The organism is Vulcanisaeta sp. JCM 16161 (assembly GCF_001316285.1).
Window position 1 is genome coordinate 17,964 of the sequence record NZ_BBDO01000009.1, and the last position, 25,358, is coordinate 43,321.

The window sequence follows — 25,358 nt, forward strand, 5'->3', positions numbered from 1 at the left end:
TCGCATCGAAAAGGTTTAAAGGCTGTATTAGCTTAGCTTCGTTAACTACTATGTCTCAGATAAAGATTGAGGAGGTAAAACCAACCTTCGAGAGAATTGGATTACATAGTCACATTAAGGGTTTAGGCGTTAGGGATGGAAAGGTGCAGTTCTCGGCAGACGGTTTCGTCGGGCAGGTCGAGGCTAGGGAGGCCGCTACTACGTTGTTAAGATGATTAGAGCTGGTAAGTTCGGCGGCAAGGGCGTGTTAATCGTTGGTCCACCCGGCACTGGCAAAACGGCACTTGCCATAGGCATAGCCAGGGAGCTCGGTCCCGACACGCCATTTGTACAGATAAGCGCGGCTGAGGTTTATAGTATGGAGGTTAAGAAGACGGAGTTCCTGACAAGGGCCCTTAGGAGCGCGATTGGCGTTAGGATTAGGGAGTGGCGTAGGGTCTATGAGGGTGTTGTTAAGAGCCTAGATATTCAGTACGGTAGGCATCCATACAACCCATATGCCAGATCCCCAGGAGTGCAACCATAACATTGGCCACTAAGGATGAGGAGAAGAGACTCAGGGTTCCCGCGGAGATTGCTGAGCAGTTAATAGAGCTTGGCGTTGAGGAGGGCGACGTCATATGGATTGATGAGGAGACCGGTAGGGTGTTTGTCCAGGGTAAGGGTGAGGGTGGTGAGACGTACGATATATATGTAAAGAAGAAGATAGAGGTTCCAAAGGGGCCCGTATATAAGGAGAAGGAGATCACGAGGTTCTTCACACTTAACGATCTCGACATATACCAGGCTAGGCAGCAGGGATTGCTGAGTGCCATGATATTTGGCTTTGCGGCTGAGGAGCGTGAAATCCCGAATGAGGTTAGGAAGGCCGTTGATGAGTTCGTGATGAAGTTAATAAATGATGGGAAGGGCGAGCTTGTGCCGGGTGTGTTATTTATTGATGATGTTCACATGCTCGATATTGAGACCTGGGCCTACTTAAGCAGGGCTATGGAGAGTGAGTTAAGTCCAATACTCATCCTAGCCACTAACAGGGGTATAACAAAGATTAGGGGTACGGATGTTGAGTCGCCCCATGGCGTCCCGCTGGATATGCTTGATAGGCTCATTATCATTAGGACAAAGCTACACCGCTGATGAGGTTAGGGAGATAATAAAAATTAGGGCTAAGGAGGAGAGGGTTTCGTTGGCTAATGACGCACTTGAGGAATTAACTAAGATAGGTACTGAGGAGAGCCTTAGGTACGCAATACAGTTACTGGCGCCTGCCCAGTTGAGGGCCCAGGAAGTTGGTCATAAAGAGATTACTAAGGATGACGTTGAGTATGTTAAGAAGCTATTCCTAAGTGTTAAGGAGAGTGTTCAATACGTTAAGGAGTACGAGAACTACTTCCTGCGTTAAGCTTCTACACCTAAAGAAAAGTTAAGGTTAAAAAGGCAATAGGCAAAGCCGATTATGGGGTTACCCATGCTTAGCCTTAACGATGTTGTTCAGGCAATATACACGGTTACCAGAGTCGTCACAGTACCCGTCAATATACACGCAATAATGTACCTGGCCGGTAGGGATTGGGCAATGTTTGAGAGATGGTGCATACGTCATTTATAAAACAACGGATACTCAGGGAAATCCCGTAACGATTAGGTTAAGGTCAGGGAGATGGGTTCGTCCGTAAGTCATTACTATGAGGTTTACGGTATGGAGATGCAGTTTAAGTACATGGGCCATGACTTCCTCGCCGTGTATCCGGTGAGTGGTGGTTTTAGTAAGGCTAAGGTTGATGACAAGTACTTACTTGACATAAGCACTAAGATTGGCGGTGGTGAACCATGCATTGTTGCGCTTCGAATTGGTCAAGTACCGGCGATATGCAGGCAGGTTGGTAAATTCTACCTCGTGATTGCTAGGGCTTGATCAGTAGCGGCGTACCGGCATCACCAATCTGCTGGGTTCATCCTCATCATACCTAGTCTGTTGAGGAATTGGTTTATATATAACTCTTTAGTCATATTTTAGCCCTTGGGAAATGTCCCGATTCATAAGGGACTTTTGGGGAAGGATATTGTCGCCACTGTATGTAGGGGAGAGGGAGTTTCTAAGTAGGTTGGTGACGCATATTGAGCTCAGTCAAAAAGCAATGTCAATACTTGAGGAGATGGTGTTAAGTGCCGTTGAGGACAATAGTATTAGTAAGACCAAGGTTTCTGAGGGCATGAGGGAGATAGCCGCACTCGAGCGTGAGGGTGATGAAATTGTTAGGCAGGTGAATGATTCGGTACTTAAGGGTGCGGTACCAATAACCACGGCATTAATCATGGACACAATACTCAATAAATCAGATGACATACTTGATGGGATTCACGTATTGTCCAGGGAGTTAAGGCGTACATACTACCTATGCAATACCGAACCTGTCAGGAGGTTCCTTAGTGAGGAGTTCCTGGAGATGCTCAGGATTGGTAAGGAGGCCCTTAAAATGCTCCTTGAAGTAATGAATAACCTAGATAAGAAGAGCTTTAGTGATATTAGGGTCATGGTCATGGGCATACAGAAGCTTGAGGAGGAGGTTGATGACATAAAGGATTCAGCTCTAGATAAACTATACGCCAGTGCTAAGGAGTTGACCTACGTAGAGTTCATGAGTAATATGAGCCTAATATTCGGCATCGATGACGTACTCGACTCAATAAAGGATATAGCCTATATGCTATTAACACTAATTAGCACGTATGGCGCTTAATGAAAAGGTTAACGTAAAGGCATTGCTATTTGACTATGATGATACAATAATGGACGTTAGTGAGGCAAGAAGTTATGCGAGGCAGGTCATTGCCCATGAATTATCACTAATTACTAACTTTAGCGTGGAGCACATACTCGGGATAATCAGGAATATCGAGATTAGGATGGAATCCATTGGCCAATTTGATAGAAGGATTTGGTTTAGGGAGGTGGTCAAGACATTGGGCGTTGAATTTGGTAGTGATGAAATTAATAGGCTTGTTAAGATTTATTGGGATTCATGGCGTTCAAAAAGTAGGTTGTTCCCTGATGTCATGCCTACCCTAGGCGAATTAAGGAGGTGCGGCCTTAGGCTTGGTATCGTGACGAATACGGATGGGGAACCGGGGCTTAAGAGGGATAGAATACGTAAGGACGGTGTTTATGAATTATTTGATGTAATAGTGGTTGCGGGGGATGATACGAGCCATGTCAAACCCCATCCTGAGCCATTCATTAGGGCTTTGCAAATTCTTAATATGCGGGGTAATGAGGCTATTTACGTTGGTGATAGAATCAGTACTGATGTGCCTGGGGCGAAGGCGGTAGGTATGTATACGGGGATTATTGATAGGTATAATAACATAGTTCCTGGGTTTAATGAATATGGTAATTCGGGTCCTGATTTCGTGATTCATTCATTGCTTGAGTTATTGCAGATGCTTAAGTGTACATAGGTAATGCATATTAATAGGTATTAATAGTAAAGTGGTAATGAGTGGTGGAATTGAAGGAAATAGTATTAACTTCGATGACATGCCATTAAGGAGGCTTGGGAGGTATTTCTGGCTCGCGTGGTTCACAGCCTCCATGGGGCAGTTCGTGGATGCCTACGACACGTTAATCATAGGCGCAGCCCTAATTTACTTAATGCCACTATGGAAATTAACGCCTGTTGAGACGGGGTTATTGGCGGCGTCAGCATTCATAGGTGTTGCTCTGGGTGCCATAATTTTTGGACCAATCGCGGATAGAATGGGTAGACGACTGCTCTACATATATGACCTGGTATTCTTCGTGATTTTCGGCGCCTATCAGCCTTTGTAACGAACTTCTGGGAGCTATTCATTGTAAGACTACTGCTCGGTATAGGCATTGGCGGTGATTACTCCCTATCCCCAACAATGGTTGCTGAGTACGCGCCAGCTAAACGCAGGGGCTTCGCACTTGCATCAATGAATAGTTTCTGGGGCATTGGCTCTGTCGTTGGTTTCCTGTCCGCATACGGCATGGCGGTTGCATGGGGAAGTATAAACCCAGACCTTACCTGGAGGTTCATGCTCGGTAGTGAGGCCATTTGGGGCCTAGTCATTATCCTACTTAGGATGGGTATTCTCGAATCACCAAGATGGGCCGCACTGCAGGAACAACTAGGTAGGAAGGTTAAGGAGAGGTCAACCGATGTCATTAAGAAGATGACAGGTGGTAAGGAAGCAAGTTTTGACTCCGGTATTGCTAAGAAGCCATCAATTAAGGATTTATTTGCAGGTAAGATGTGGATAACAACGATATTCCTATGGGTTTGGTGGCCCGTGGCTGACATAGCCTTTTACGGCTCGAACATGTACACACCATACATAACCAAGGGGCTTGGGGTAACAACGCCTCAAATGTCATTCTTAGCCTCAGCGCTTTATTGGGCGATTGCATTACTTGGTTATTACACTACGGCGGTTACCTATGATATGCTTGGTAGGAGGTTCGTGACAATACTTGGATCGACGATAATGGGTATTGATATGTTCGTTGGACTAGCCCTGTATAAGCTGGGCCTATTTTCCACATCCCTAGCCTTCCCACTAGTCATGACACTGTTCACAATTTACTACTACTTTATGAACTTCGGCCCAGGTCCCTGGACTGTCGCCATGGCCGAGATCTGGCCGACTAGGGTTAGAGCCACTGGGCAGGGTCTTGCTGCAATGTTTTCAAGGTTTGGCGCTGCCTTTGCCTCTTTCTACATGCCCATATTAATACATCAGATTGGTTATGACGGCGCATTTATACTACTTGGTGGTGCAATATTATTTGTGGCTCTTTGGTCATATTTATTCATGCCTGAAACGAAGGCTTAACGCCATCGCAGATAGAGCAGATGGTCCTTGAGGGTAGGGTGGGTATATTCTCACGGTAATAAGCACGATTTAAAGGATTTTATTGCATTCTCTATTCAACAAGTATCTTCATTAATTTGTCCCTTAGCTTTTCTATCTCAAGTAGTATTAACCCAAGGTTTGGCTCGGGCTTTGCTATTGCGGTTAAGATTAAGTCCTTACTTAATGGTGCAATTAATAATGTATCCTTTGTATACTGCACAATACTTATTGATGGTTCACCAAGCTTAACTCAGCACCAAGTCTATCTATTGTGCTTCTTGCAATCGCAACCATGGCACTCACAACCTTGGCATTAAATTCACTACTAACCTTAAAGGCTACGGGTAATCCATCACGCCTAACCACAAGGGCACCAATAACATCAGGGAAAACCCTACTCATGAATTCCTCCAGGGTGTTCACGACCTCCTTACCCACGCTAGACTCCATCGCCAAATTTACAGTGTTTTTGATTAAAAATCTTTCTATTCTTTATGAATTAAAGAAAAGAAAAGCACATGGCAAATCTTAAAAGTGATCGTTATAATGCAACGCCGTGCCAATTAGGGAGCACTTGGATATCGTGCTCGGCAATTCCACATATCTAGATGATATAAAACTAAACAATATGGCTTACCTCCACGTAATTAGATCGCCATACGCGAGGGCCAGAATATTAAAAATAGAGGAACCAGGTACCAAGGCCCTGCTATTTCTCACGGCAAAGACCACAGGCAATTTACTAATGCCGGCGATGACCGTGCCTAACGCAAGGATTGTTAGGATGCCCGTGTTGCCTGCCAATGCCGTAAACTTCGTAGGCCAACCAGTGGCTGCCGTAGTAACTGAATCTAGATATTCACTTGAGGATATTGCTGATGAGGTATCAATTGAGTATGAACCATTAAAGCCCGTAATTACCATAGATGAGGCATTGAAAAACGAGGAAATAATACACCCTGAAATAGGCACGAACATATCCCTAGACACCACATTGGAGGGTGGCGATCTTAATGCATTTAAGGAAGCAGACGTAGTCATTGAAAGGAAGATCGAACAGACTAGGTTAATCGCCAACCCAATGGAACCCAAGGGCTGCATTGCTTATTACAATGGCGACAAACTCTTTATAATGTTTAAGGTAAATTAGTATGATGTTCGTGACTATTAACGATATGCTTTAGTGTGTTATAAATTTTTATGGGAAATATTTTTGATGACTAAGAAAATATGGTATGAAGGCTTATCAGAAGAAGACGTAATTAAGTATGCCATTAATACGTTAATAAAGCGAATTGATGCAGTACTTAATAACTCGCAATATATTAATTTACCGAATGTAAATCCGTACGAACAATTAATGATGCTTGCGCCAAATAAAGTGCTTACAATTAATGGTCTTCTTGATTATTATGATTTTCTTGTTAAAATTAAGAACATAATTATAGGATATACATATAATACATGGTTACCGGAAATTAAGAAGGCGTTAATAAATAACAACTATGAGACAGATCCGCAAAATTTTATTAGATTAGGAAGAAAATCGTTCTATATAAGGTTCGTGGAAAACAAAAAAAATTAAAGGATCTGAAAGTATTAATAAGGTTAGAGAAAACAAAGAATGCATCAGTGTCTATAGCACTTGAATTATCGAGAATATCAATTAATGTAGAAATCAAGGATCAAATACGCCTTGATTATAACATTGCTAAGGATACATTACTTGGTTTACTTTCAAGTGATGGGGGTAGATATGATAGTAACTTTGTGATCACGAACAATGAGATCGAGATACATGTATTAACTGCTGCATTAATTAAAGCTATTGTGCAGAGCAAGAACATCAGTAGAGTTTTATTACGTCTTTCATTAAATAGATTATCTGTTACTAATGATGGCGAGTTAGGTATTTCTATTGAGACTTACTTTAACAATTCATTAATTAGGTTTTAATTTTAAAAATAAACTTGATGCGCTCAAGACCTGGCTTAACGGTAAATTAGATGCAAACTTAATGGCAATCTTGACCGGATTTTACCTCGGAGATGGATTCATAGATAGTAATAAACGTTGCGCTGGTTTTACAATAAGTATTATTATTGATGGACAACCCGGTACTAAATTACTTGCGGATATACTTAAACGTATAGGATATACATTAATGGATTCTAATTTTAAAAGTAATGCTAATGCTATATGGTTTACTAAAGATAGTACTTATAAGTTTGCATGGAATTTACTTAACCTTGTTTCTCAACTTGAGGATCCAAGAGTAAGATTTACCATACTTAACCATTATAGGATACGTAAAATAATACACATAGCATTTAATAACTATAATTCACATGAAATATGGATAATATATAATAAGTATAACTTTAAATTAGTGCACCTAAATCAGGATATTACTGTTTAGAAGCGACTACGCATGATAAAGCTCACATGCTTAACTTATTTCTAAAGGAAATGATCGAAATAAGCAATAAATTTAAAATTTATTTAAAAACGCATATTATTGGCGAGAAGTTACAGGAACTTATAATAAGCAGAGAGTCATTGCCTACTTTTATAGCTTTGGCTAATTTACTTTGCCAAATAAAAGTCAAATAAAAATTAAGAATTGATTTTAGGTAGTCTTAGCAGTTAAGGCTGCATTAATTCATGAGACGTTAATGGATGACTTAGCTGATGAGCTTGGTATGGACCCGTTGAGGTTAGGAGGAGGAATATAATTAAGGATGGAGAAACCTATAGGACACCGCTGGGCCTTGTTATTGACTCAGCTAATTATCAATCGGTGCTTGAGGATGCGGCAAAGCATTACTACGAGTTCAGGAGTAGGTACCCGGATAAGGGCGTATCCATTGCTGTTTTTGCGCTATACGTGAGCGCACTCGGTGGTGAGGGTGTTAGGGCCGTGATAGGTAACGGCAAGATGAGGTTAATTATTGGTTCTAGACCGCAGGGCCATGCCCACGTATCAGCCTTCACAAAATATGCGTCGGAGGTTTTCGGAATACCTGAGGAGCTCATTGAGGTTGTGCCTGGTGACACGGAGACCCTTAGCTATGGTGTTGGTACATTCGGTAGTAGGAGCGCCACCGTGGTTGCGGCAGCTATTACGGAACTTGCCGAGAGAGTTACCTCAAGACTTTCATCAATGGGTTTATCATTAATTGATGCAATAAGATGTAAGGATGTGGTTATTGAGGAGGAGGTCGATTATAAGCCTAGCATGGCAATATTTGCGCCGGGCGCTCATGTTGCGGTTGTTGACCTTGACCCAGAGACCTTGGTTGCAAAGGTAGTTGATTACTTCACTGTACATGATGTGGGTAAGCCACTTCTTGAAGAAGAGGTTGAGGCTCAAATTCACGGTGGCGTACTTCAAGGCCTTGCCCAAGTCCTTTGGGAGGGAGCATTTTATGGCGAGGATGGTACACTGTTATATGCCTCACTTGCAGATTATGGTTTACCAAATGCGGAAGATGTTGCTTATAAGGTCACGACAAACGAAATAAATATGCCATCGACATTACCTGGTGGCATCAGGGGCATTGGGGAGTCAGGAACTACCGGCGCCTTGGCATCGGTATTCCTCGCATTAGAGAAGGCCATAAGAAGTAAAACTGGTGTTAAGGTGAAGCTTGGTAGGACGCCTGCAACTCCATCCTATCTATATCAATTAATAGGTGGTTTTAAGTCATGAATATGAACTCCAATACATCATATCGTTTCGAGCAGGGCCTTTAATAGGTTTATTGGGAATTTATGATCCATACTTAGGTAATCGAGTAATACCCTGTATAAATTGAATGGTAATGAACCAGCCAATAATGTCCTTACCAGGAAGAACTTTGCGTCATTCTCGCCACAAGTTTTTGCAGCCTCCATCGCCTGTAAGGCGGCAAATACTGCATAAATCCCCGGATCGACATTGTACGTTGTAAAAATAGTCAATACATTATCGGCATACTCACTAACATCCTTAACCCCAACAAGTCTCTTGCTTGCCTCCTGTATTTCCGTGAACTTACTTGCAAGTGCATTTAATTCCTTCGTCAATTCTGGGAATAATTTAATCACGGTGTTCACGGCATTCATCGTAATATTACTGTAATTATTCAGCAGACACTCGCTTGGCTTCACGTCAAGTGCCGATGTTATTATGTGGGAGATGTATCTAATGATGTCCTTAACGTCGGCATTACCCGCCACACCAACTATCGTGTTACCCTCTGTCCCCACTTAATTTAACTCATAAGCAGGTGATATAAATGTTGAGGAATAGAAATAATGATAATCAGGCTCTTTCAATCAATAAATACATACATAAAAACATATGAAGCTCACAACAAACTGGTAAATTAATTCACTGTAATAAGTGAAATACAGAGGACTTACTTACCTTACCTATTACCGGTGTTAACGCCATTAATGACACCACGGCAATTAGCGGCTTCCAAGGCATCAACGCCCTAGGCGCCCTTAACTCAATCCCAATATTCTCAATAACATCATTAATACAGCGGCCCAACGGCTTAATGCATATCCTCCTATAATCAGTTATATCCTTTAACAAATCATAGATCTCATAAACCACGTTAAACCTCGGTCCAACGAGGTGCTGTAAATAATCCCTACTAATCTCAACCTCAGACTCAACAATACCATCAGGGAAGACCCTAGTATGTATTTCCCAGGGCGACTCAACCTTCATGGCCAGGCTATACCTCTCGCTTTATTCACGGCAAGTATCGTTGGTTTAAACCCCCTCCTAATGAGCTCTTCGGCTACGTAATCAACCTCGTCCTGCGGTACCCTAATCACAAATACATTATTCCTCAGACCTCTCATTATCACGTTAAGTGGTATCCTATACCTACTCCCATCATTGAGCTTTACGTACCAGGGAAGGTAAACCCTGTAAATTCCATCCATGCAATTAAGTAGTAATTGGGTGCTTAATTACCTTATTGCTAAATGGCCACCAATTCCACTTTCCAAGGAGCACAATTATGGCGGGCACAAGCAGTGGTCTCACAATAAATGAGTCTATAATGACCGAGGAGGCCACGGCAAGCGCCACCTGCTTTAGTATGTATATACTTGATAGCGCCAGTGATGCGAAGGCCATGGCGAGCACTAACGCTGCACCAGTGACTACAGGTCCTGTGAACTCCACAGCCCTGACAATAGCCTCCCTATCACTAAACCCATTAATGACCTCCTCCCTAAACCTACTGATTATGAACAAGTCATAGTCAGTACCAACACTTAGCAGGAGTGATATCAATATCACCGGCAATAACCAATAGGTCTTTATCCCCATTAAGCCCTGAAACACGAATATTGTCAATGCCAATGACAGGTGATGCTCATTAGTACCGTTGCGACGAGTCTCAATGGTATCATTACGGACCTCATGTATATCGTGAGGATCACAATGTTAATGGTAATCATTAGGTATATTATAAAGCCGTAATACTCACGCTCAAAACCAAGCACGAAGTAGTACTTATATGATGGTGAACCACCAATAAGTACGTTAACGCCGTACTCCCTAGACACCTCATTAGCAACCTCCTTAAGGCTTAGGTATATTGGTATTAATTTATCTGATAATGATTGTTGATTCACAGTGGCCGTTATTATGTATAAGTTTGAACCATTATATGTGAGGACAGCATTGATTACGTAATTCTGCTTCTTAACGGCATTAAGCAATGCGATTGCTGCGGTCTTATTACCGTAAACCACCAGGTATGCCGTTGAGTAATCATAATTCCTGAAGTAATTTATCAACAATGTCAGCCCAACCTTGGCTGGCGTATTTGGCATTACTTGCACGGGATCCGTGGTTATTTTTATGCTCAGTACTAAATACGTAAGTGCTAAGGCCGTTATTGCTAAGAATATTGCGACTATCGTTTTTGGCCTATTAACTGCGAACTTAGCCATCCTTGAGAGGAATGCCGTCCTCAACTCAACGGACTTAGCCCTTAATCCCATGGGCCATAACACACCATCACCAAGTACCCTCATTATTTCGGGCAGTATTATTGCCGTTGCCACGATTGTGAGGGACACGGCGATTATAAAGCCAATACCGATGTCCTGTATATAGCCATACCTCGAAATGGCGAAGCTACCCAACCCAAGCCCAACAACAGACGCGCTTGTTAGTATTGTTGGCCTAACGCGTGTTAATACGACCTTTAATGCCTCGTCCTTACTAAGTCCCCTGATCCTCTCCTCAAGGTACCTACTGAGCATGAGCATGCTGTAATCAACGCCTATTCCGAAGATTATTGGGGCAATCATGTACACGGTGAGGTAATAAAGCTTGAAGTGTATTGCCCAGTCGTAAAGGAGCCCAAGTGATGATGCATATGTTAAGCCAAGTATTGCCAATGAGATGACTGGGCCTATCAATGTACCCAACATTGCTATCATTGTCACGAATACAAGAATCGCCGTGGTCTTATCAATTATGTTCACATCGCTTGTAACCATCTTCTCGAGTTCGTATAGAATAACACCCGTGCTCACTGGGTATACCCAATCCTTACGTATTAACAGGTCGTACACCTCATCCTCATAATTACCTGGTAATGTAATGAAGGCTACCGTATACGTGCCATTCAGGAACCTCTGGGTTAGGTTGTCAGGTAAATCAAGGATACTTGGCGGTGGATATTCCTGCGTTAGAGCCTTTGTGACGCTACTCCTTAGGTCATTCAATACCGCGTATACGATGGATTCATTATCATTACATGCCAATTGATAGATGTATGGTGCTAATACCTGCGGTGTATTGTTTATGTACTCCCGCATTAATAGGAGTCTCAGCAAATTTATATTCGCGTTTGGTCCGGGCAAGATGGCGATTTCCAAGTTGGTCTGGTTAACTTTGTCATTGATTAATTGATCGTATACATAACCAGTTATGTTATATAGATCTATCCCCGGATATTCCCGCTGAATTATGTTCTCAAAATTCGTAAATAAAATCCCCGATATGTTTTCCGAAATTAATGTGTATGGTGATGGATTATCACCAATCCTATTAATTAATTGTATGAGTGATTCATTGGCTAATTCATTAATGTATGAATCATATTGACCATACCTAAGCTCGTAATTCCTAGTTGTTAGTTTAAATAATGTACTTAATGATGCATTTGGGTAGTTTCTTAGGTAGTAATTCTCAATTTCATAATAAAGTAACTGTGCATAATTTATGGTTGCATTAAATTCACCACTAACCTCTCCACTTATGTTATAGACCATGGAGTAATACTCCCTATTTAATCGCATTATTAATGAGCACTCATTATTCAACGACCAATAGAGGCTCCATACGGTACTGGATTCATTATTAATTATGCCTTCCGCGACGTTGTTTATCGTCTCATTGTAGATTTTATAGACGCTGTTATATGCCGTTAATAGATCGGTAATTGTTATACCAGGCTCATCCACGTAATTAACAACGTTATTTACGTAGTTCAATCTATCCTCAATGTTAGACGTCTCATTATTACTTAGTTTAATTACAACCACGAGTGTCGTCTCGTTGGAAGTGCCTATGTACTTATTAACCAGGTTGTTGACGATGACTGGCTCTATATTGCTTGGCATTAATTGCGTCTCGTCATACGTTAATACGTTAAATACACTTAGTGAATACCGGGCTAGGTAGATCATGATTATTAGCCAAATCACGATTACCGCAATGGACACCGCCTTCCTCAATGTCATTCGCAATAAGGGATTTTAACCCATATTAAATACCATTTCCCGTGGAGGATAATGAGGAGGTTGTTAGGCTCGTAAATGTTAGTAAGAGGTATTACCTGAGTAGTAGTGTTTATGTTGATGCATTAATTGATATAAACCTAACAATCAGGAGAGGGGAAATCACAATCGTCATGGGACCCAGCGGTTCCGGTAAGACCACGTTAATGAATATAATGGGTACGTTGGATAAGCCAACAAGCGGTCACGTAGTCATTGATGGGGTTGACGTAACGAATGCCGATGAGAAGTACCTATCAAAGTTCAGGCTTGAGAGGCTTGGTTTTGTTTTTCAACAGTATAACCTAGTTTCGCAATTAACTGCTCTTGAGAATGTAATGCTACCAATGCTATTAACCGGGAGGTACACTAAGGATGAGGCTAGGGAGAAGGCCAGGCTACTTCTAGACCTTGTTGGTGTTGGTGAGTTTGCAAGTAATAGACCAAACCAACTGAGCGGTGGTCAGCAGCAGAGGGTGGCGATCGCCAGGGCATTGGCTAATGACCCATCCTTCATAATAATGGATGAACCCACCGGCTCCATAGACCTGGCCAGTTCATACTTAATACTCGACCTAATTAAGCTGTTGAATAGGGCCATAGGCGTCACCTTTGTTATAGCCACGCACAACATGGAGGTTGCGGCAATAGGTAATAGAATAATTTACCTTAGGGGCGGTAGGATAATGAGCGAGAGCGACCTTGCAAGGATTAAGGAGGAATTCAGCAGGTTGAGGGTTGATCAATTAACCGTTATTAAATCATACCTCAGGATACTCGACCTTGAGGAGAGGAGGTTGAGGAGGTTGGGCCAGGATTTAAGCGAGATAGAGAGGAGGAGGGATTTGATAAATGGTTTTATTGGTTCTACGTAGGAAATTAGGTTTAATTAGTAAGGGTTGTCTGCGCTATTGATGAGTATTAGGTATGCGTTATTAATGGTTACTGCGATTATGGCAATATTACTTATGGGAACCACGGCATACGCAGGTGAGGCGTTGAATGCGTATTTCACGGTTAATTACGTCACGTACCTGAACCCTAACAACCAGGCTACGAATTACTACATTGAGTATTCACTAATACTTTATAATAATGAGCCCTACCCAATCTCCCTAAATGTTTCTATGACAGTATTGCCATACTCAAGCATATTGTATGTATCGCCATCAACGGCCTCAATAAGTGGTAATAGGGTGACCTGGGTCGTCACACTACAGCCATACTCACAGGAGACCCTTAATGTTAGGTTTCAACCGGTTTACACATTACTACCGATTGCGTCATTGAATTATCAAGTCCTTGTTAATAAATCCAGCATTAACTCAACAATTGTTAATGGCGGTGTTGGCACTAATGTGGATTTTTCAGTGAATGTAACTAATTTATTGCCATTCCCAATAATGACCACCATAACCTTGACCAGGCAGTCCGGTTTATTTTATGAATACAACGTCACACCAACGTTAACGCAGAACATACTTGGTTATGAGATTGATTATTGGATATTCGATACGGAGAATGCATCCTCATTATCGCTCGGCATGGTGGTTGAGAATATGGGTCCATGGCATAGCGTTAGGATAAACCCAATAACTGTTGAGGCAAGCATTGACTTAAATGAATCAATAAATTCCCTAAATGAGGCAATTAATAGCTTAAACAATACCCTTAACCAATTAAGGAACCTTTCAACCTCCTTAACAAGCGCCTCTGGGTCCGCGAGTAATTATATGACGCAATTCCTGCAATTGATAAACCTACTTAATGAGACGGCCCAGGTGCTCGGCGCATCAGCGTACATAATAAACTCAACATTAATGGTTGAAAGCCTACTCCAGGCCCAGTTAATTGAACTCAAGATTGCACTCACCGCTGGTGGTCAGGTACTCGGCACTGAGGCTAATGTAATATCTCAATTAAGAACCTCACTTAGTCCTATCGTGAGTAATGAGCAGGAGTACATGAACTCCCTAAATACGTTGAAGCAGGACTTGCTTCAAATAGAAAGTTCAACGAGTAATAGCACCTTAATAAATGAAATAAATAACGCAATAACAATAATAAATCAAATCGAGAATGCATTAACAACCCTCTCCCAGGTATATGATAGCCTTGGCACGATACAGGGCGAGCTCTCATCAACACAAAGTCAAGTTAATCAAGCCACCGAGGGACTTAACTACGCAATAACTGCGGCAAATGAGAGTGAGTTATTGATAATAAATATATCAAGGAGTCTCTACATACTTCATAACGAATTACTCAACTTAACGAACCAATTATTGATTACCTACATAAACATCTCATCATATCAAGCAAGGGCGTTATCATTCACGAACCAGGTAAGTGTGTATGAGAGTAGGATTGAGGGCGAGATCATGAGCGATGAGGTTAAGAAAGCCGTATTGACCGCCTTAGCCAAGCAATACCTTACGTACTTAAGTATTAATAATACGAATGTCAGCATAGACGTTACTGTGGAGGAGACATTCGTGATAAACATGCCATCTATAGTAAATACTCAGTACTTAATACAGCTCATAAATGAAACCGCAACCTCTAATAATGAGACAGTAACCCCAAAGGCTATTGGCGCCATAATCACCAATTATGATGTTTATTACCTGCTAATTATTGGCATTGGAATATCAGTAATAATAGTGTTAATGTTGGTGAGGAAAATTCATTAGGGATTTATTTTTAGTAGGCATAGGTGCTTTCCTTAAATAGAGGTATTAATCGCCTTGCTTCTGTGCAGAGTAATCGTAATGATGAGGAGGTAGAGGTTGAGGACTACATAGGTAGAATAATAGAATTTCTGGGTGACGACCCTAATAGACCTGGATTGAGAGAGACGCCTAGGAGGTATTTGAATGCGTTACTTGAATTGACACGTGGCCTGAGGGAACCTCCACCTAGGGTTAAGTTTTTTTTCCCATGGAGGGTAATGAATATGTTGGTCGTATTTCAATTAATGACATTAAATTCGTATCATTATGCGAGCATCACCTATTACCAGTTATTGGTACGGTTACCGTGGTTTACGAACCACTTAATAGCGAGGTACCTGGCCTGAGTAAGGTGGCTAGGTATGTTAAGTGGCTTGCCGCTAGACCCATGCTTCAGGAGAGGTTTACTGTAAGGCTGGCCAATGAGCTTAAGGAGATACTACATGCTAGGTATGTCTACGTCAAGGTCTGCGCACTGCACATGTGCGCTATGATTAGGGGTGTTAAGGATGAGGATATGTACATGGTCACGGAAGCCTGGTCGGACGGTATAAGTACTGAGGAGTTGAGGGAATTAAGGAATTCGACGCGCTGCAGTGTGCCTAAAATAGTCCTGACTAAGGAATATTAAGGGGATTATCTTCAGTAATCATTGTGATAAACCCAATAGAACATATTGAGATTAGTACTCACGTACATGCAACGGAGAGTGAGCTTAAGGTTGTGAGGGCATTACTTAATTTATTGCCTCCGCAGTATAGGGATGGCATTAACATAGCGAGGAGCAGTGGTCAGGGGCACTTCGGTAATGATATAAATACTATAAAGGTACAGTTCAGGGGGCAGGACGCACTAGAGATTGCCCGATACATACTTAGAATAATTGATCAATTGGATAGGGAGATAATCCTTGTTACAATTAACAGTAGATTTGATGATGGTAAGTTATACCTTAGGTTCAATAAGCAGTTGGCGTATAATGGCGTGGTGAGGCTTGATGATGGTGATGACGTTATTAAGGTAATAATGAGGTTTAACCATTGGGTAATTAAGAATGAGGGCATTGAAAATGTGATTAGGCAATTAATGGCTCATTAAGGCTTGGTAATGTCACGGCACCCATCGATGCTGACGTAACTAACGATGCGTACTTAGCCAGCAACCCCCTCGTGTATCTAGGCGGTGGTGGTTGCCAATTCTTCAACCTTCTCCTAATCTCCTCCTCAGCACTAGCAAATCTAGGCGTCCATTCTCCACATCAATGAGGACCCTATCACCATCCTCAACAACCGCTATTGGCCCTCCAACGGCGGCCTCAGGGGCCACATGACCAACCATGAAACCGCGGGTAGCACCGCTAAACCTACCATCAGTAACCAATGCCACATCCCTACCTAAGCCAGCCCCTACGATTGCTGCCGTGACCCTAAGCATCTCGGGCATTCCAGGACCACCCTTTGGCCCCTCATACCTAATGACAACCACGTCACCTGGCTTAATCTCGCCCCTCCTAATTGCCTGGAATGCCTCCTCCTCGCTATTGAATGGTCTTGCCTTACCCTCAAACCTCATTAATTCCGTGGCTGCGACCTTAATCACGGCACCCTCGGGCGCAGTGAGCCCTTGAGTATTCTAATGCCGCCCCAAGGCTTTATCGGGTTACTTACATCCTTAACTATGTGGTCATGAGGTACGTTAGGGAATTTGTAATTCCTCAGATTTTCCTCCAATGTCTTACCTGTTATTGTGAGCACCTTACCGTTGAGCAAACCAGCCTTTAATAACTTCAGCATAACCAGTGGAACGCCACCAACGGCGTCAAGGTCAGCCATTACATAATCACCACCAGGCCTTAAACTCGCTATGTACGGCGTCCTCCTAGATATTCTGTCAAAGTCATCGAGTGTTAACTTAACCCCAGCCTCATAGGCAATGGCGAGTAGGTGTAATATAGCGTTTGTTGAGCTCCCATCGCCATTAGCACGGTTATTGCATTCTCAAACGCTTCGTATGTCATGACATCCCTAGGCTTAATACCGAGTTCCAGGGCATTCATCAGCGCAACACCACTCTCAACTGCATACATAATCCTCCTTGCGGATGTTGCCGGTGGTGATGCACTACCAGGTAATGCCATACCCAGCGCCTCGGCTATCGCAGCCATTGTGTTTGCTGTGAACATGCCAGCGCAGGTTCCATAGGTTGGGTGCGCCCTCTTTTCTATTTCATAAAGCTCATCCTCCGTAATCTTACCCGCTAGGTAAGCACCAATTGCCTCATGTACATCCTCAATCGTGAGTTTAAGATTACCGTAGAAGCCGGGTTCCGCTGTTCCGCCATATAGGTAGACGGCGGGTATGTTCAACCTAGCCATCGCCATTAAAATGCCGGGAGTTGTTTTATCACAACCACCAATACCGACAAACCCATCAAACGCATGTGCATTGACCTGGGCCTCTATGGTGTCGGCAATAACCTCCCTACTCACTAGGCTATACCTCATGCCCTCCGTGCCCATGCCAATATTGTCATTAACAACTATCGTAGGTACCGTAAGTGGTGAGCCCCCGCCTCTACGCACACCCTCCTTAACGTGAACCGCCAATTGAAGTGTGTGGATATTGCATGGGCCAGCCTCACTCCATGCAGCAACGACAGCGATTAATGGCTTACCAATGTCCTCATCTGAAAAACCTATTGACCTCAGGAAGGCCCTATGTGGAGCATTTAGGACCCCACCATACCTCTCCTGACTGCGTAGGTTTACCCTCACCATCAATAATCTATATACCAAACCCTATTAAATTAATTCACTACTTAACACATTAGAATTAGGATCAACATAATACTTATAATTCACTTATAGATTGATAATGATTTTGTATGTCATTTACACTAACAAGCCCCGCCTTTAAATATGGCGAGAGAATTCCCAGAAAATACACATGCGATGATGTTGATGTGAGTCCACCATTACAATGGACAAACACCCCAAGTGGTACTAAATCTCTCGTCCTAATAATGGAGGACCAGATGCACCAATAGGCGTGTTCACCCACTGGGTTCTTTACAACATACCGCCCGATAGGGTCGAGCTCCCTGAGAACGTACCAAAGACCCCAGTCGTTGAGGGCATTGGCATTCAGGGCATTAATGATTTCGGTAGAATTGGTTATGGCGGTCCATGCCCACCAAGAGGTCATAAACCCCATAGGTACTTCTTCAGGTTGTACGCGTTAAATACCGTGCCCAACATTAAGCAGAGAGCCTCTAAGGATGAGGTGCTGAGGATAATAAAGAACAACATAATTGGCACGGCCGAGTACATGGGGACCTACTCAAGGTAAAGGCGGTAAGTCATTACTTTCCTCACTTCGTTTAAAATCATGCCTCGGAGAGGTATCTCCAGGAAAGCACTACTCCCATTATTGAGAATATTGCCGCGAAGGCTATTAGGTACATGTAATCAAGCAGTAGGCTCTGCCCTGCTATGCCAAGTAGTAGTTGCCTGTTGATATCGTTTACATACGTTAATGGGTTCACGAGGGCAACGGGCTTCAGCCACCAGGGCATCGACTTAACGGGATAGAAGGAGTTGCTTGCGAACATTAACGGCATATTTAGTAGGTTCATTATTGCCATTTGCGATTCCCAGGAGGTTGACCTGAGGGCTAGCGTCACGAAGAGGGATGCAAATCCCATGGACATTAGGGCGAGGGCCGCGTAGGCACCCAGTATGTCTAGTGGGTTTAGGCTCGGGTTTAATTTCATGCCAAGTAGTATCGCTATTATAAGTACTATTGTTGATTGAACCAGTGACCTAATCATGGAATTTAGGACCTTAGCCATTATGATGTTGCCCCTGGGCACTGGCGTGGTCAATAACTTACTTAAAACACCGAGTCTCCTATCCCACACGATGCTCATACCGCTCTGTAATGACGTGAATAGTGTTATGAATGACAACATACCCACCGCCAGGAAGGAGAAGTAGTCGGTAGTTCCGAAGTTAGCCTTTAGGACCTCAGACGCGATTTCGTCAATTACCTGCTTAGGTATGTTCAGCCCAGGTATGTTTAGTCCACTCGTGAACATGACCGCGAAGTTCATTGACTTACCGAAGAATGCTAACCAAACAATTGGTTGTATTAGCGATATTATTAGTATGACAGGTACCTTATACCACTTGGCCAACTCCCTATTGGTCAATGCCCAGAGCCCATGAAGTACGTGTAACCTCATTGCCATAGCCATCACCTCCTTGCCCTAGCCACAGTCCTCCTAAACCTCATAAACTCCTCGGAACTACCCTCCTCATCCCTAAGCCTCCTACCCGTGAATTCAAGGAACACCTCATCCATGGTTGGCTCCTTAATCGTTATACTCGTAGCCCTAATACTAAGCTTGTTGAGGGCCTCGAGTATTATTGGGGCCGCCGTATTACCATTCTTAACCTTAAAGGTTATCGCGTTGCCATTCACGATAACCCCACTAACGCCATCAATACTCTCAATAACCTTCCTGCAATGTTGATATCGCCATTAACCTCGATAGTTATTATATCACCACCAACCTTCTCCTTAAGCTCCTTAGGAGTACCAATGGCGAGTATCTTGCCGTGGTCAATAATCGCAATCCTCTCAGCATACCTATCAGCCTCTTCCAAGTAATGCGTCGTCATGAATATAGTTATGCCATACTGCTTCCTAAGCCTATACACGTAATCCCAAATCGCGGCCCTGGTCTGAGCATCAAGGCCAAGGGTCGGCTCGTCAAGAAACAATATGGCAGGCCTATTAATAAGCCCCATGCAATCTCCAACCTCCTCCTCATACCCCCTGAGTAAGTCTCCACCTTCCTATCAGCGGCATACGAAAGTTCCACCAAGTCAAGCAACTCGGCAGCCCTCTCCCTAGCCTCCTTCTTAGGTATACCGTATAACGCGGCAACAAGCATTAAGTTCTCCCAGCCCGTCAAATCCTCGTCAGCGGTATATTCCTGTAAAACAGTACCTATGCTTTCCCTGACCTTGGCTGGTTGTTTAACAATATCATAACCATTGACTATAGCGGTTCCCTCGGTTGGTCTTGTTACCGTGGTTAGCATCTTTATTGTTGTTGTTTTACCTGCGCCGTTCGGGCCAAGAAATCCGAAGATCTCTCCATAATATACCTCAAAGTTTATATGATCAACGGCCGTGAAGTTTCCATAACGCTTTGTTAAGTTTATTGCTTTAATTGCTGCTTCCATGATGGTCATGTAAGCCGCTCTATACCTTAAATATAAATCTTTCTCTAAATCGATATCGGATAATCGATTACGTATCAATCCTCCTCATTACCTGGGATATATTTGGTACAAACTTGTCTAGGGTCATGTGAGGTATGAATTGCCTAATGTATTCGAAGGCGTTGAGTATGGGCCAATTGGTGTTGTTTCCCTCGCTTCCCCTTAACTCGATGTATCCCGCCCTCCATAATGCCGTTAATGCATCTGCATAGAGCTTCCTAACCCTTATGGCCTCCTCCGCCGCGGCTACCTCCTTGGGCATTACCTTAACGGCTATCTTAACATTACTTATCATCGCCTCTAAGTCGTCCTGCGTGTAATTATTCCTAATGACTGGGCATAGTGTGGATACTACGAATTCCACGGTGAAGTCTACGAGTTTTAGCTCTGGGTCTATCACGTATCTAATTACCCTGGGTAGGTATGGGAAGGACCTGCAGGTGAGTGGTTTATACAGTGAGTGGACCTTGCAGGTCTTATCGTCAGTGTTTAAGAATGGGCATACACCATCGCTATTCAGTTGCATCAGGTATGAAAGTGCCACCCTAACGCCATTCTTAATATCCGTTACCACATAGCCCGGCTTAAATGATAGGTCCTTCACGTCTAGCTCCTCGGCTAACCTACTCAGTATTATTACTTCGTGTGGGAATACCGTCACCGGGGATATTGTACAACAATAGCCGCAATTCGGCATACACCTAAATGGCACTACCACGTCTTCCACCCGACTTTTACTAATTAAATTATTTTCTTCGTGATCCTCATGAGCAGGTAGAGACGATATGAGGCACTAGTAAGACCTCCTTCAACTTCCTAACGGCATAGGCCCTACACCTAATTAACTCGGCAGGGCTACCACTACTAATTAGCGTCCCGGCCCTATCGACGTAAACACCAATTATATCATCGAGCATCGCACCCAGCAAATCCTCCTTGAACCCATCACCAACGTGTATCGCAACGTCAGGTTCAACACCATGCGTTAACAATGAGTATGCGCGCTCGAAAATCGCTGGATGAGGCTTAGCCCTACCAACCTCGTCAGCGTATACCTGCACGTCAATGAATTTACTAAGGCCGAATTTGTCAAGGAGTCTCCTGGACACTGCACTGCTCCAAAATATTACATTAGATATAACGCCAATCATGAAACCATCACTCTTCATCTCCATAAGCACGTATTGCGCGTCCTCACTGGGCTTTACATTAACTGACTCGAGTAGTGTGTTTGCTATTATGTTGGCCACGTCCATAACCATCCTCTCATTGAGTTCAATCCCGTATTTACGGGTCAACCTCTCAAGGAATGTCCTAACATTATCCATTGGCGGTACATACGCCATCTCAACAACTCTCCTAAGCCTGATCTCCCTATCGAGGCCCATGTAGATCTCATAGACATGGTCAAAGTGCACCTCAATATCCAGTGACTTGAGGTACTTTGTTATGTTCATGGCTATCTCCTCAATTAATTCCTTACCGTAATTTATCAGCGTATTATACACATCAAATGTTATGACTCTTAAGCTCATTAATTCACTATTCAATCACATTATTTTAAGTATTCCCACCCATTTGAGGGGTTATGTTTTTAAACCAAAGGTTTAAGCTCGGTCTCGGTGTTAAACCTTTGGTTCAGGTAACAATAATTAGGTTAATTGGGTATAGAGAATGGACGGAGACCCTCGGTCCCGATAGAGAGCACATAATTCAACGCATCCAGGCCCAATTACATGGAGAATTGGTTAATGCCTTCTCCAGATTCAATGCCTGGGCCCACCCACTCAGGTATGATTACTTACTCGCAATAACAAATGGATTAGGCAATGATGAATTAATGAAGGTAATTAAGGAACTTGGTGAATACAGCCCGGTGCCTCTGTCGAGTGGCACGTACGCGGATATGAATCCCAGGGTTGCCGAGAGGGAGGCCTTCAGACTTGCAATGAGGCTGCTCCAGGTGAGTCATTGATGGGAGGGAGGATGATGGTTATGTGGCTATTGCCACATAGACCTTATTGACTCGACAACCAGTACTGAATGGACATCAAGCTACCAATTATATGAGCATGTTTGGGGTGTGGTTAATCAGGTAAGGCTTTACCTGGCGCCCTATGGCGGCATAACACTTTACCTAGGTGGCGATAACATAGTATCAATAGTACAACCAACCATTAATGATGATAGCCTTAAACCGCTGGCTAACCTAATAAATGCGAGGATAGGCGTTGGTATTGCACATAGCGGTAGGATAGCCATGAAACTCGCGACAGAGGCGTTGGACATTCTTAGATCTAGAAATAGCCATGGGGTGATGATGCTCAGAGAGGATTAATCGAGTTTAGGCCTCTTAATGAGCCTAATCCTGTTGACCCTACCCTCCTTAATGACCTGGATATAACCCGCGCTCTCCAATCTCCTGATCGCCCTCCAAAGTGTTGCCTTGGGCATGTTCAACTTCCTCTGAAGATCAGCCTGATAAGCCTCACCACCCATGTCCATTAATGCCTTAAGAACCTCCCTATCGGTTGGGTTCAACCCCTCAACAATTACCGGGTTCACCTCAGGACCCCTACGCCTAATTACAAATAGGTAAGTTAATAGCGCTGCCACAGCAACAATTATAACAATCATGACGTAGTAAAGCATTGATCCAAAAATAGAAGATGACCCTACGACCTTTGCAGTGACCGGTACTGATGAATTTGTAATCGTAGTCACGGCATTCGTATTACCTACACTAGTTGTGGTGGTCTTTGTTGTGATGCTTGTCTTATTAGCTATTGGTAATTCAGGTACGAAGCCTATTGAGTAGTTACCCGACGCGAGTTGGAGCATTATTCCATTACTCACCCTGGTGAAGTTGGTTATCAAGTCTATTGGTAATTGGGTTATTAGTACGTTATTACTTACAAATAGGTTTATTGAGTATTGTGATGAAACATTAATGATTAAGTAACTGCTGGGTGATTGGGTCACGTAGGGCGCGTATTGAATTGTAAACGAACCATTCCCAAACACGGGTATTATTAAGTGATTACCTATTAATATCGCCGGTATTATTGAACCACTTGAATTCTGAACAATTATTGGCCCCAGGGGCTTTACAGGTAATGTAACGTTTAGCAAAGCCGTACTCTGCACAGTGGTTACGTTTATGCTCACCAATGAACCGTTACTCAATAGATAGATGAACACGGAAATCAATGCTACCAGCATCATTGATTCGATTATGGCTTATTGACTTAAAAACTTTATTAATTCACTTAGTAATAAAAAGAGAAATAGAATGAAAAATAGGAGGATATACATGAAGATTAAATTAAATAATTTTTAATAAAATATGACCTAATAATAAACCTTATTAACCACCACCCTTACCCTGTCCTCCCCGTCCATGACTCTGCTGTCCTCCTTGTTTGCCCATGCCCTGACCGTGCTGCCCCTTACCATGTCCCTGTCCATGTAATTGCCAGCCCTTGGCCTCTTGGCCGAACTGCTGTGTAATGTTGAGCCAATCGCTGAATCCCTTACCGTGCCTGAGCATTTGCAGTAATTGCGCCTGCGCTGTTTCATTACCCTGTATTAATGGTATATCATCTTAAGCTCCTTAAATAGTTCATGCAATTCCTTAACACTTGTTATATTGAGTCCAGTGATGTTGGTTAGCATGCCTAACTCATGATCCAGCATTGCTAACTGAGTTAGTGTTTCATTTAGGGTTATTGACCCCCTTATTATCTGCATTACGTAGTGTTCAAGCTCATGGTCAACCCTATTTGCAAACCCTATTTTCTGCTCCTCATAGTACTGACTAGTTATATTACTCAGTAATGACTTATACTCACTTAGCAATGCCATGGCCTCTGAGTAATTACCGCTGACCAGGGCCTTATTCAACTGGCTTAGTAGGCTGTATATTTCGCTCGCCTCGGTGCTGTTCAGTAGTCCCTGTTGCTCGAGCCTCATTAGCGTCTCATTGAGTAGCATTAGTCTGTAGGTTAGTGTTCTATTCCAAATCTCGGCATGCTTCTCAAGCGCATAGACATGAACCAGGTAGTGCCTAAGGTGTACAAGGAATTGAAGTGCTAATAGGCACTCACCCTTACTGACATAATAATTAGTAATGTTCTGTAGCACCGCGGGTGTTAAGGTGAGACTGGTTATGTTGTATGCCGTCATGTTGAACTTCGTTATGTTGAATCCCGTGAATGTGCCGTTTATGGCAGTCTCATTAAAGCCCGTGGCGTTGACGGTGATTAATGACGTGGCATTAAAACCACTCATGTTTGCGCCTACCCTCATTAACCACATATCATCGATGTATAGGTTAGCTTGAATCGCGGTGAGTAGGCCGGGTGGGCATGTGGTTACGTTAGTCATGGTTACGTTGCTTATGGACGTCGCGTTAACGCTAATTGTTGAGTTGGTGGTATTAGTTGTTTGGGAGGCTAGTAGTGGGTTTGCGGTCATGGCCACGGTTAGTACTAGCGTTAGTGCCAGTGCGGTGACCAGCGCTATTACTCCTATATCTATTACTTTTCTGTTTCCCATGCTCATCACCAAATCCTAAATTAATTATTTAATAAAGGAATCCTCCTGAAAACAACGCTTAATTACTGTGAAACAAAGTGAAACCAGAGGGTATGACTC

General features: G+C 43.1%; 26 protein-coding genes and 6 pseudogenes. 15 read left to right on the plus strand and 17 right to left on the minus strand.

The features are described from left to right. The first annotated feature begins 50 nt into the window (after window positions 1-50). From JCM16161_RS11295 to JCM16161_RS11320, 6 genes and pseudogenes are all read left to right on the plus strand, one after another. Window positions 51-1,402 (plus strand): annotated as a pseudogene (locus JCM16161_RS11295) (RuvB-like helicase). A 66-nt stretch (window positions 1,403-1,468) separates the two neighbouring features. Next, complete coding sequence (locus JCM16161_RS18500) at window positions 1,469-1,609, plus strand: hypothetical protein (protein ID WP_243671493.1); 141 nt, start codon at window positions 1,469-1,471, stop codon at window positions 1,607-1,609. Window positions 1,610-1,660: 51 nt separating this feature from the next. Continuing rightward, the gene (locus JCM16161_RS18505; RefSeq protein WP_243671494.1) at window positions 1,661-1,915 is read left to right on the plus strand and encodes a hypothetical protein; all 255 of its coding nucleotides are present in this window, start codon (window positions 1,661-1,663) and stop codon (window positions 1,913-1,915) included. Between the two features lie 112 nt (window positions 1,916-2,027). Then, on the plus strand, window positions 2,028-2,741 hold the full coding sequence (locus JCM16161_RS11305) for a DUF47 family protein (protein WP_054855899.1): 714 nt from the start codon (window positions 2,028-2,030) through the stop codon (window positions 2,739-2,741). Next, window positions 2,731-3,459, plus strand: a complete 729-nt coding sequence (locus JCM16161_RS11310) for an HAD-IA family hydrolase (RefSeq protein WP_054855900.1) — start codon at window positions 2,731-2,733, stop codon at window positions 3,457-3,459. Before JCM16161_RS11305 ends, JCM16161_RS11310 begins: the two co-directional genes overlap by 11 nt. A 133-nt stretch (window positions 3,460-3,592) precedes the next feature. Next, window positions 3,593-4,857 (plus strand): annotated as a pseudogene (locus tag JCM16161_RS11320) (MFS transporter). A 91-nt stretch (window positions 4,858-4,948) separates the two neighbouring features. Here the strand turns inward: JCM16161_RS11320 and JCM16161_RS18510 are convergent. Both JCM16161_RS18510 and JCM16161_RS18515 read right to left on the minus strand, forming a co-directional pair. After that, window positions 4,949-5,098, minus strand: a complete 150-nt coding sequence (locus JCM16161_RS18510) for a hypothetical protein (protein WP_243671495.1) — start codon at window positions 5,096-5,098, stop codon at window positions 4,949-4,951. 5 nt (window positions 5,099-5,103) lie between these two features. Next, window positions 5,104-5,328, minus strand: a complete 225-nt coding sequence (locus tag JCM16161_RS18515) for a roadblock/LC7 domain-containing protein (protein WP_243671496.1) — start codon at window positions 5,326-5,328, stop codon at window positions 5,104-5,106. 106 nt (window positions 5,329-5,434) lie between these two features. On the opposite strand from JCM16161_RS18515, the gene JCM16161_RS11330 reads away from it, so the two are divergent. The 3 genes from JCM16161_RS11330 (at window position 5,435) to JCM16161_RS11350 (ending at window position 8,590) form a co-directional block, all read left to right on the plus strand. Further along, window positions 5,435-6,028, plus strand: coding sequence for a xanthine dehydrogenase family protein molybdopterin-binding subunit (locus JCM16161_RS11330; protein ID WP_054855903.1), 594 nt, complete (start codon window positions 5,435-5,437; stop codon window positions 6,026-6,028). A gap of 482 nt (window positions 6,029-6,510) precedes the next feature. Then, a complete protein-coding gene (locus tag JCM16161_RS11340) occupies window positions 6,511-6,834 on the plus strand; it encodes a hypothetical protein (RefSeq protein ID WP_054855905.1) in 324 nt (107 codons plus the stop codon). 808 nt (window positions 6,835-7,642) lie between these two features. After that, window positions 7,643-8,590: a molybdopterin-dependent oxidoreductase gene (locus tag JCM16161_RS11350; RefSeq protein WP_243671546.1), complete on the plus strand. Its 948-nt coding sequence runs from the start codon at window positions 7,643-7,645 to the stop codon at window positions 8,588-8,590. 17 nt (window positions 8,591-8,607) lie between these two features. On the opposite strand, the gene JCM16161_RS11355 is transcribed toward JCM16161_RS11350, so the two are convergent. The 5 genes from JCM16161_RS11355 to JCM16161_RS11365 all read right to left on the minus strand — a co-directional run bounded on the left by JCM16161_RS11355 (window position 8,608) and on the right by JCM16161_RS11365 (window position 12,645). Then, on the minus strand, window positions 8,608-9,129 hold the full coding sequence (locus JCM16161_RS11355) for a hypothetical protein (RefSeq protein WP_054855907.1): 522 nt from the start codon (window positions 9,127-9,129) through the stop codon (window positions 8,608-8,610). Between the two features lie 124 nt (window positions 9,130-9,253). After that, a complete protein-coding gene (locus JCM16161_RS18520; RefSeq protein WP_243671497.1) occupies window positions 9,254-9,601 on the minus strand; it encodes a hypothetical protein in 348 nt (115 codons plus the stop codon). Then, window positions 9,598-9,822: a hypothetical protein gene (locus JCM16161_RS18525; protein ID WP_243671498.1), complete on the minus strand. Its 225-nt coding sequence runs from the start codon at window positions 9,820-9,822 to the stop codon at window positions 9,598-9,600. Before JCM16161_RS18525 ends, JCM16161_RS18520 begins: the two co-directional genes overlap by 4 nt. Before the next feature lie 4 nt (window positions 9,823-9,826). After that, window positions 9,827-10,246: an MMPL family transporter gene (locus tag JCM16161_RS18530; protein ID WP_243671499.1), complete on the minus strand. Its 420-nt coding sequence runs from the start codon at window positions 10,244-10,246 to the stop codon at window positions 9,827-9,829. Continuing rightward, the gene (locus JCM16161_RS11365) at window positions 10,237-12,645 is read right to left on the minus strand and encodes an MMPL family transporter (RefSeq protein ID WP_243671500.1); all 2,409 of its coding nucleotides are present in this window, start codon (window positions 12,643-12,645) and stop codon (window positions 10,237-10,239) included. Before JCM16161_RS11365 ends, JCM16161_RS18530 begins: the two co-directional genes overlap by 10 nt. A gap of 41 nt (window positions 12,646-12,686) precedes the next feature. Here JCM16161_RS11365 and JCM16161_RS11370 point away from each other — a divergent pair, with 41 nt between their 5' ends. The 4 genes and pseudogenes from JCM16161_RS11370 to JCM16161_RS11385 all read left to right on the plus strand — a co-directional run bounded on the left by JCM16161_RS11370 (window position 12,687) and on the right by JCM16161_RS11385 (window position 16,511). Beyond that, window positions 12,687-13,556 carry an ABC transporter ATP-binding protein gene (locus JCM16161_RS11370; protein ID WP_054855908.1) on the plus strand — a complete coding sequence of 290 codons (870 nt, stop codon included), beginning with the start codon at window positions 12,687-12,689 and terminating at the stop codon, window positions 13,554-13,556. A 39-nt stretch (window positions 13,557-13,595) separates the two neighbouring features. Then, on the plus strand, window positions 13,596-15,374 hold the full coding sequence (locus tag JCM16161_RS11375) for a hypothetical protein (protein WP_054855909.1): 1,779 nt from the start codon (window positions 13,596-13,598) through the stop codon (window positions 15,372-15,374). A gap of 155 nt (window positions 15,375-15,529) precedes the next feature. Then, a pseudogene (locus JCM16161_RS11380) lies at window positions 15,530-16,044 on the plus strand (GTP cyclohydrolase I). Window positions 16,045-16,067: 23 nt separating this feature from the next. Next, window positions 16,068-16,511: a hypothetical protein gene (locus JCM16161_RS11385; protein ID WP_054855910.1), complete on the plus strand. Its 444-nt coding sequence runs from the start codon at window positions 16,068-16,070 to the stop codon at window positions 16,509-16,511. Here the strand turns inward: JCM16161_RS11385 and ilvD are convergent. After that, window positions 16,489-18,189: pseudogene (gene ilvD / locus JCM16161_RS11390) on the minus strand (dihydroxy-acid dehydratase). The gene JCM16161_RS11385 and the pseudogene ilvD sit on opposite strands and share 23 nt — an antisense overlap. Window positions 18,190-18,296: 107 nt before the next feature. Between ilvD and JCM16161_RS11395 the strand changes: the two are divergent. Further along, window positions 18,297-18,760, plus strand: a pseudogene (locus JCM16161_RS11395) (YbhB/YbcL family Raf kinase inhibitor-like protein). Between the two features lie 37 nt (window positions 18,761-18,797). Here the strand turns inward: JCM16161_RS11395 and JCM16161_RS11400 are convergent. The 6 genes from JCM16161_RS11400 to JCM16161_RS11415 form a co-directional block, all read right to left on the minus strand. Beyond that, the gene (locus tag JCM16161_RS11400) at window positions 18,798-19,661 is read right to left on the minus strand and encodes an ABC transporter permease (RefSeq protein ID WP_243671501.1); all 864 of its coding nucleotides are present in this window, start codon (window positions 19,659-19,661) and stop codon (window positions 18,798-18,800) included. A gap of 5 nt (window positions 19,662-19,666) precedes the next feature. Further along, complete coding sequence (locus JCM16161_RS18535) at window positions 19,667-19,894, minus strand: DUF4162 domain-containing protein (protein ID WP_243671502.1); 228 nt, start codon at window positions 19,892-19,894, stop codon at window positions 19,667-19,669. Then, window positions 19,891-20,133, minus strand: a complete 243-nt coding sequence (locus tag JCM16161_RS18540; protein ID WP_243671503.1) for a hypothetical protein — start codon at window positions 20,131-20,133, stop codon at window positions 19,891-19,893. Before JCM16161_RS18540 ends, JCM16161_RS18535 begins: the two co-directional genes overlap by 4 nt. Continuing rightward, on the minus strand, window positions 20,103-20,672 hold the full coding sequence (locus tag JCM16161_RS18545; RefSeq protein WP_243671504.1) for an ATP-binding cassette domain-containing protein: 570 nt from the start codon (window positions 20,670-20,672) through the stop codon (window positions 20,103-20,105). The genes JCM16161_RS18540 and JCM16161_RS18545 overlap by 31 nt, the downstream gene beginning before the upstream one ends. A 58-nt stretch (window positions 20,673-20,730) precedes the next feature. Continuing rightward, window positions 20,731-21,399 (minus strand): YkgJ family cysteine cluster protein, encoded by a 669-nt coding sequence (locus tag JCM16161_RS11410; protein ID WP_054855949.1) that lies wholly within the window; start codon window positions 21,397-21,399, stop codon window positions 20,731-20,733. Window positions 21,400-21,466: 67 nt separating this feature from the next. Beyond that, a complete protein-coding gene (locus JCM16161_RS11415; protein WP_054855911.1) occupies window positions 21,467-22,237 on the minus strand; it encodes an HAD family hydrolase in 771 nt (256 codons plus the stop codon). A 53-nt stretch (window positions 22,238-22,290) separates the two neighbouring features. Between JCM16161_RS11415 and JCM16161_RS18550 the strand changes: the two are divergent. Next, window positions 22,291-23,040 (plus strand): annotated as a pseudogene (locus JCM16161_RS18550) (GTP cyclohydrolase IIa). Here JCM16161_RS18550 and JCM16161_RS11430 read toward each other — a convergent pair. The 3 genes from JCM16161_RS11430 to JCM16161_RS11435 form a co-directional block, all read right to left on the minus strand. Further along, on the minus strand, window positions 23,037-23,927 hold the full coding sequence (locus JCM16161_RS11430) for a winged helix-turn-helix transcriptional regulator (protein WP_054855914.1): 891 nt from the start codon (window positions 23,925-23,927) through the stop codon (window positions 23,037-23,039). The pseudogene JCM16161_RS18550 and the gene JCM16161_RS11430 overlap by 4 nt on opposite strands. Window positions 23,928-24,069: 142 nt before the next feature. Then, window positions 24,070-24,252, minus strand: a complete 183-nt coding sequence (locus JCM16161_RS18555) for a hypothetical protein (RefSeq protein WP_243671505.1) — start codon at window positions 24,250-24,252, stop codon at window positions 24,070-24,072. Between the two features lie 38 nt (window positions 24,253-24,290). Beyond that, window positions 24,291-25,265 (minus strand): hypothetical protein, encoded by a 975-nt coding sequence (locus JCM16161_RS11435; protein WP_243671506.1) that lies wholly within the window; start codon window positions 25,263-25,265, stop codon window positions 24,291-24,293. Window positions 25,266-25,358: the final 93 nt, after the last annotated feature.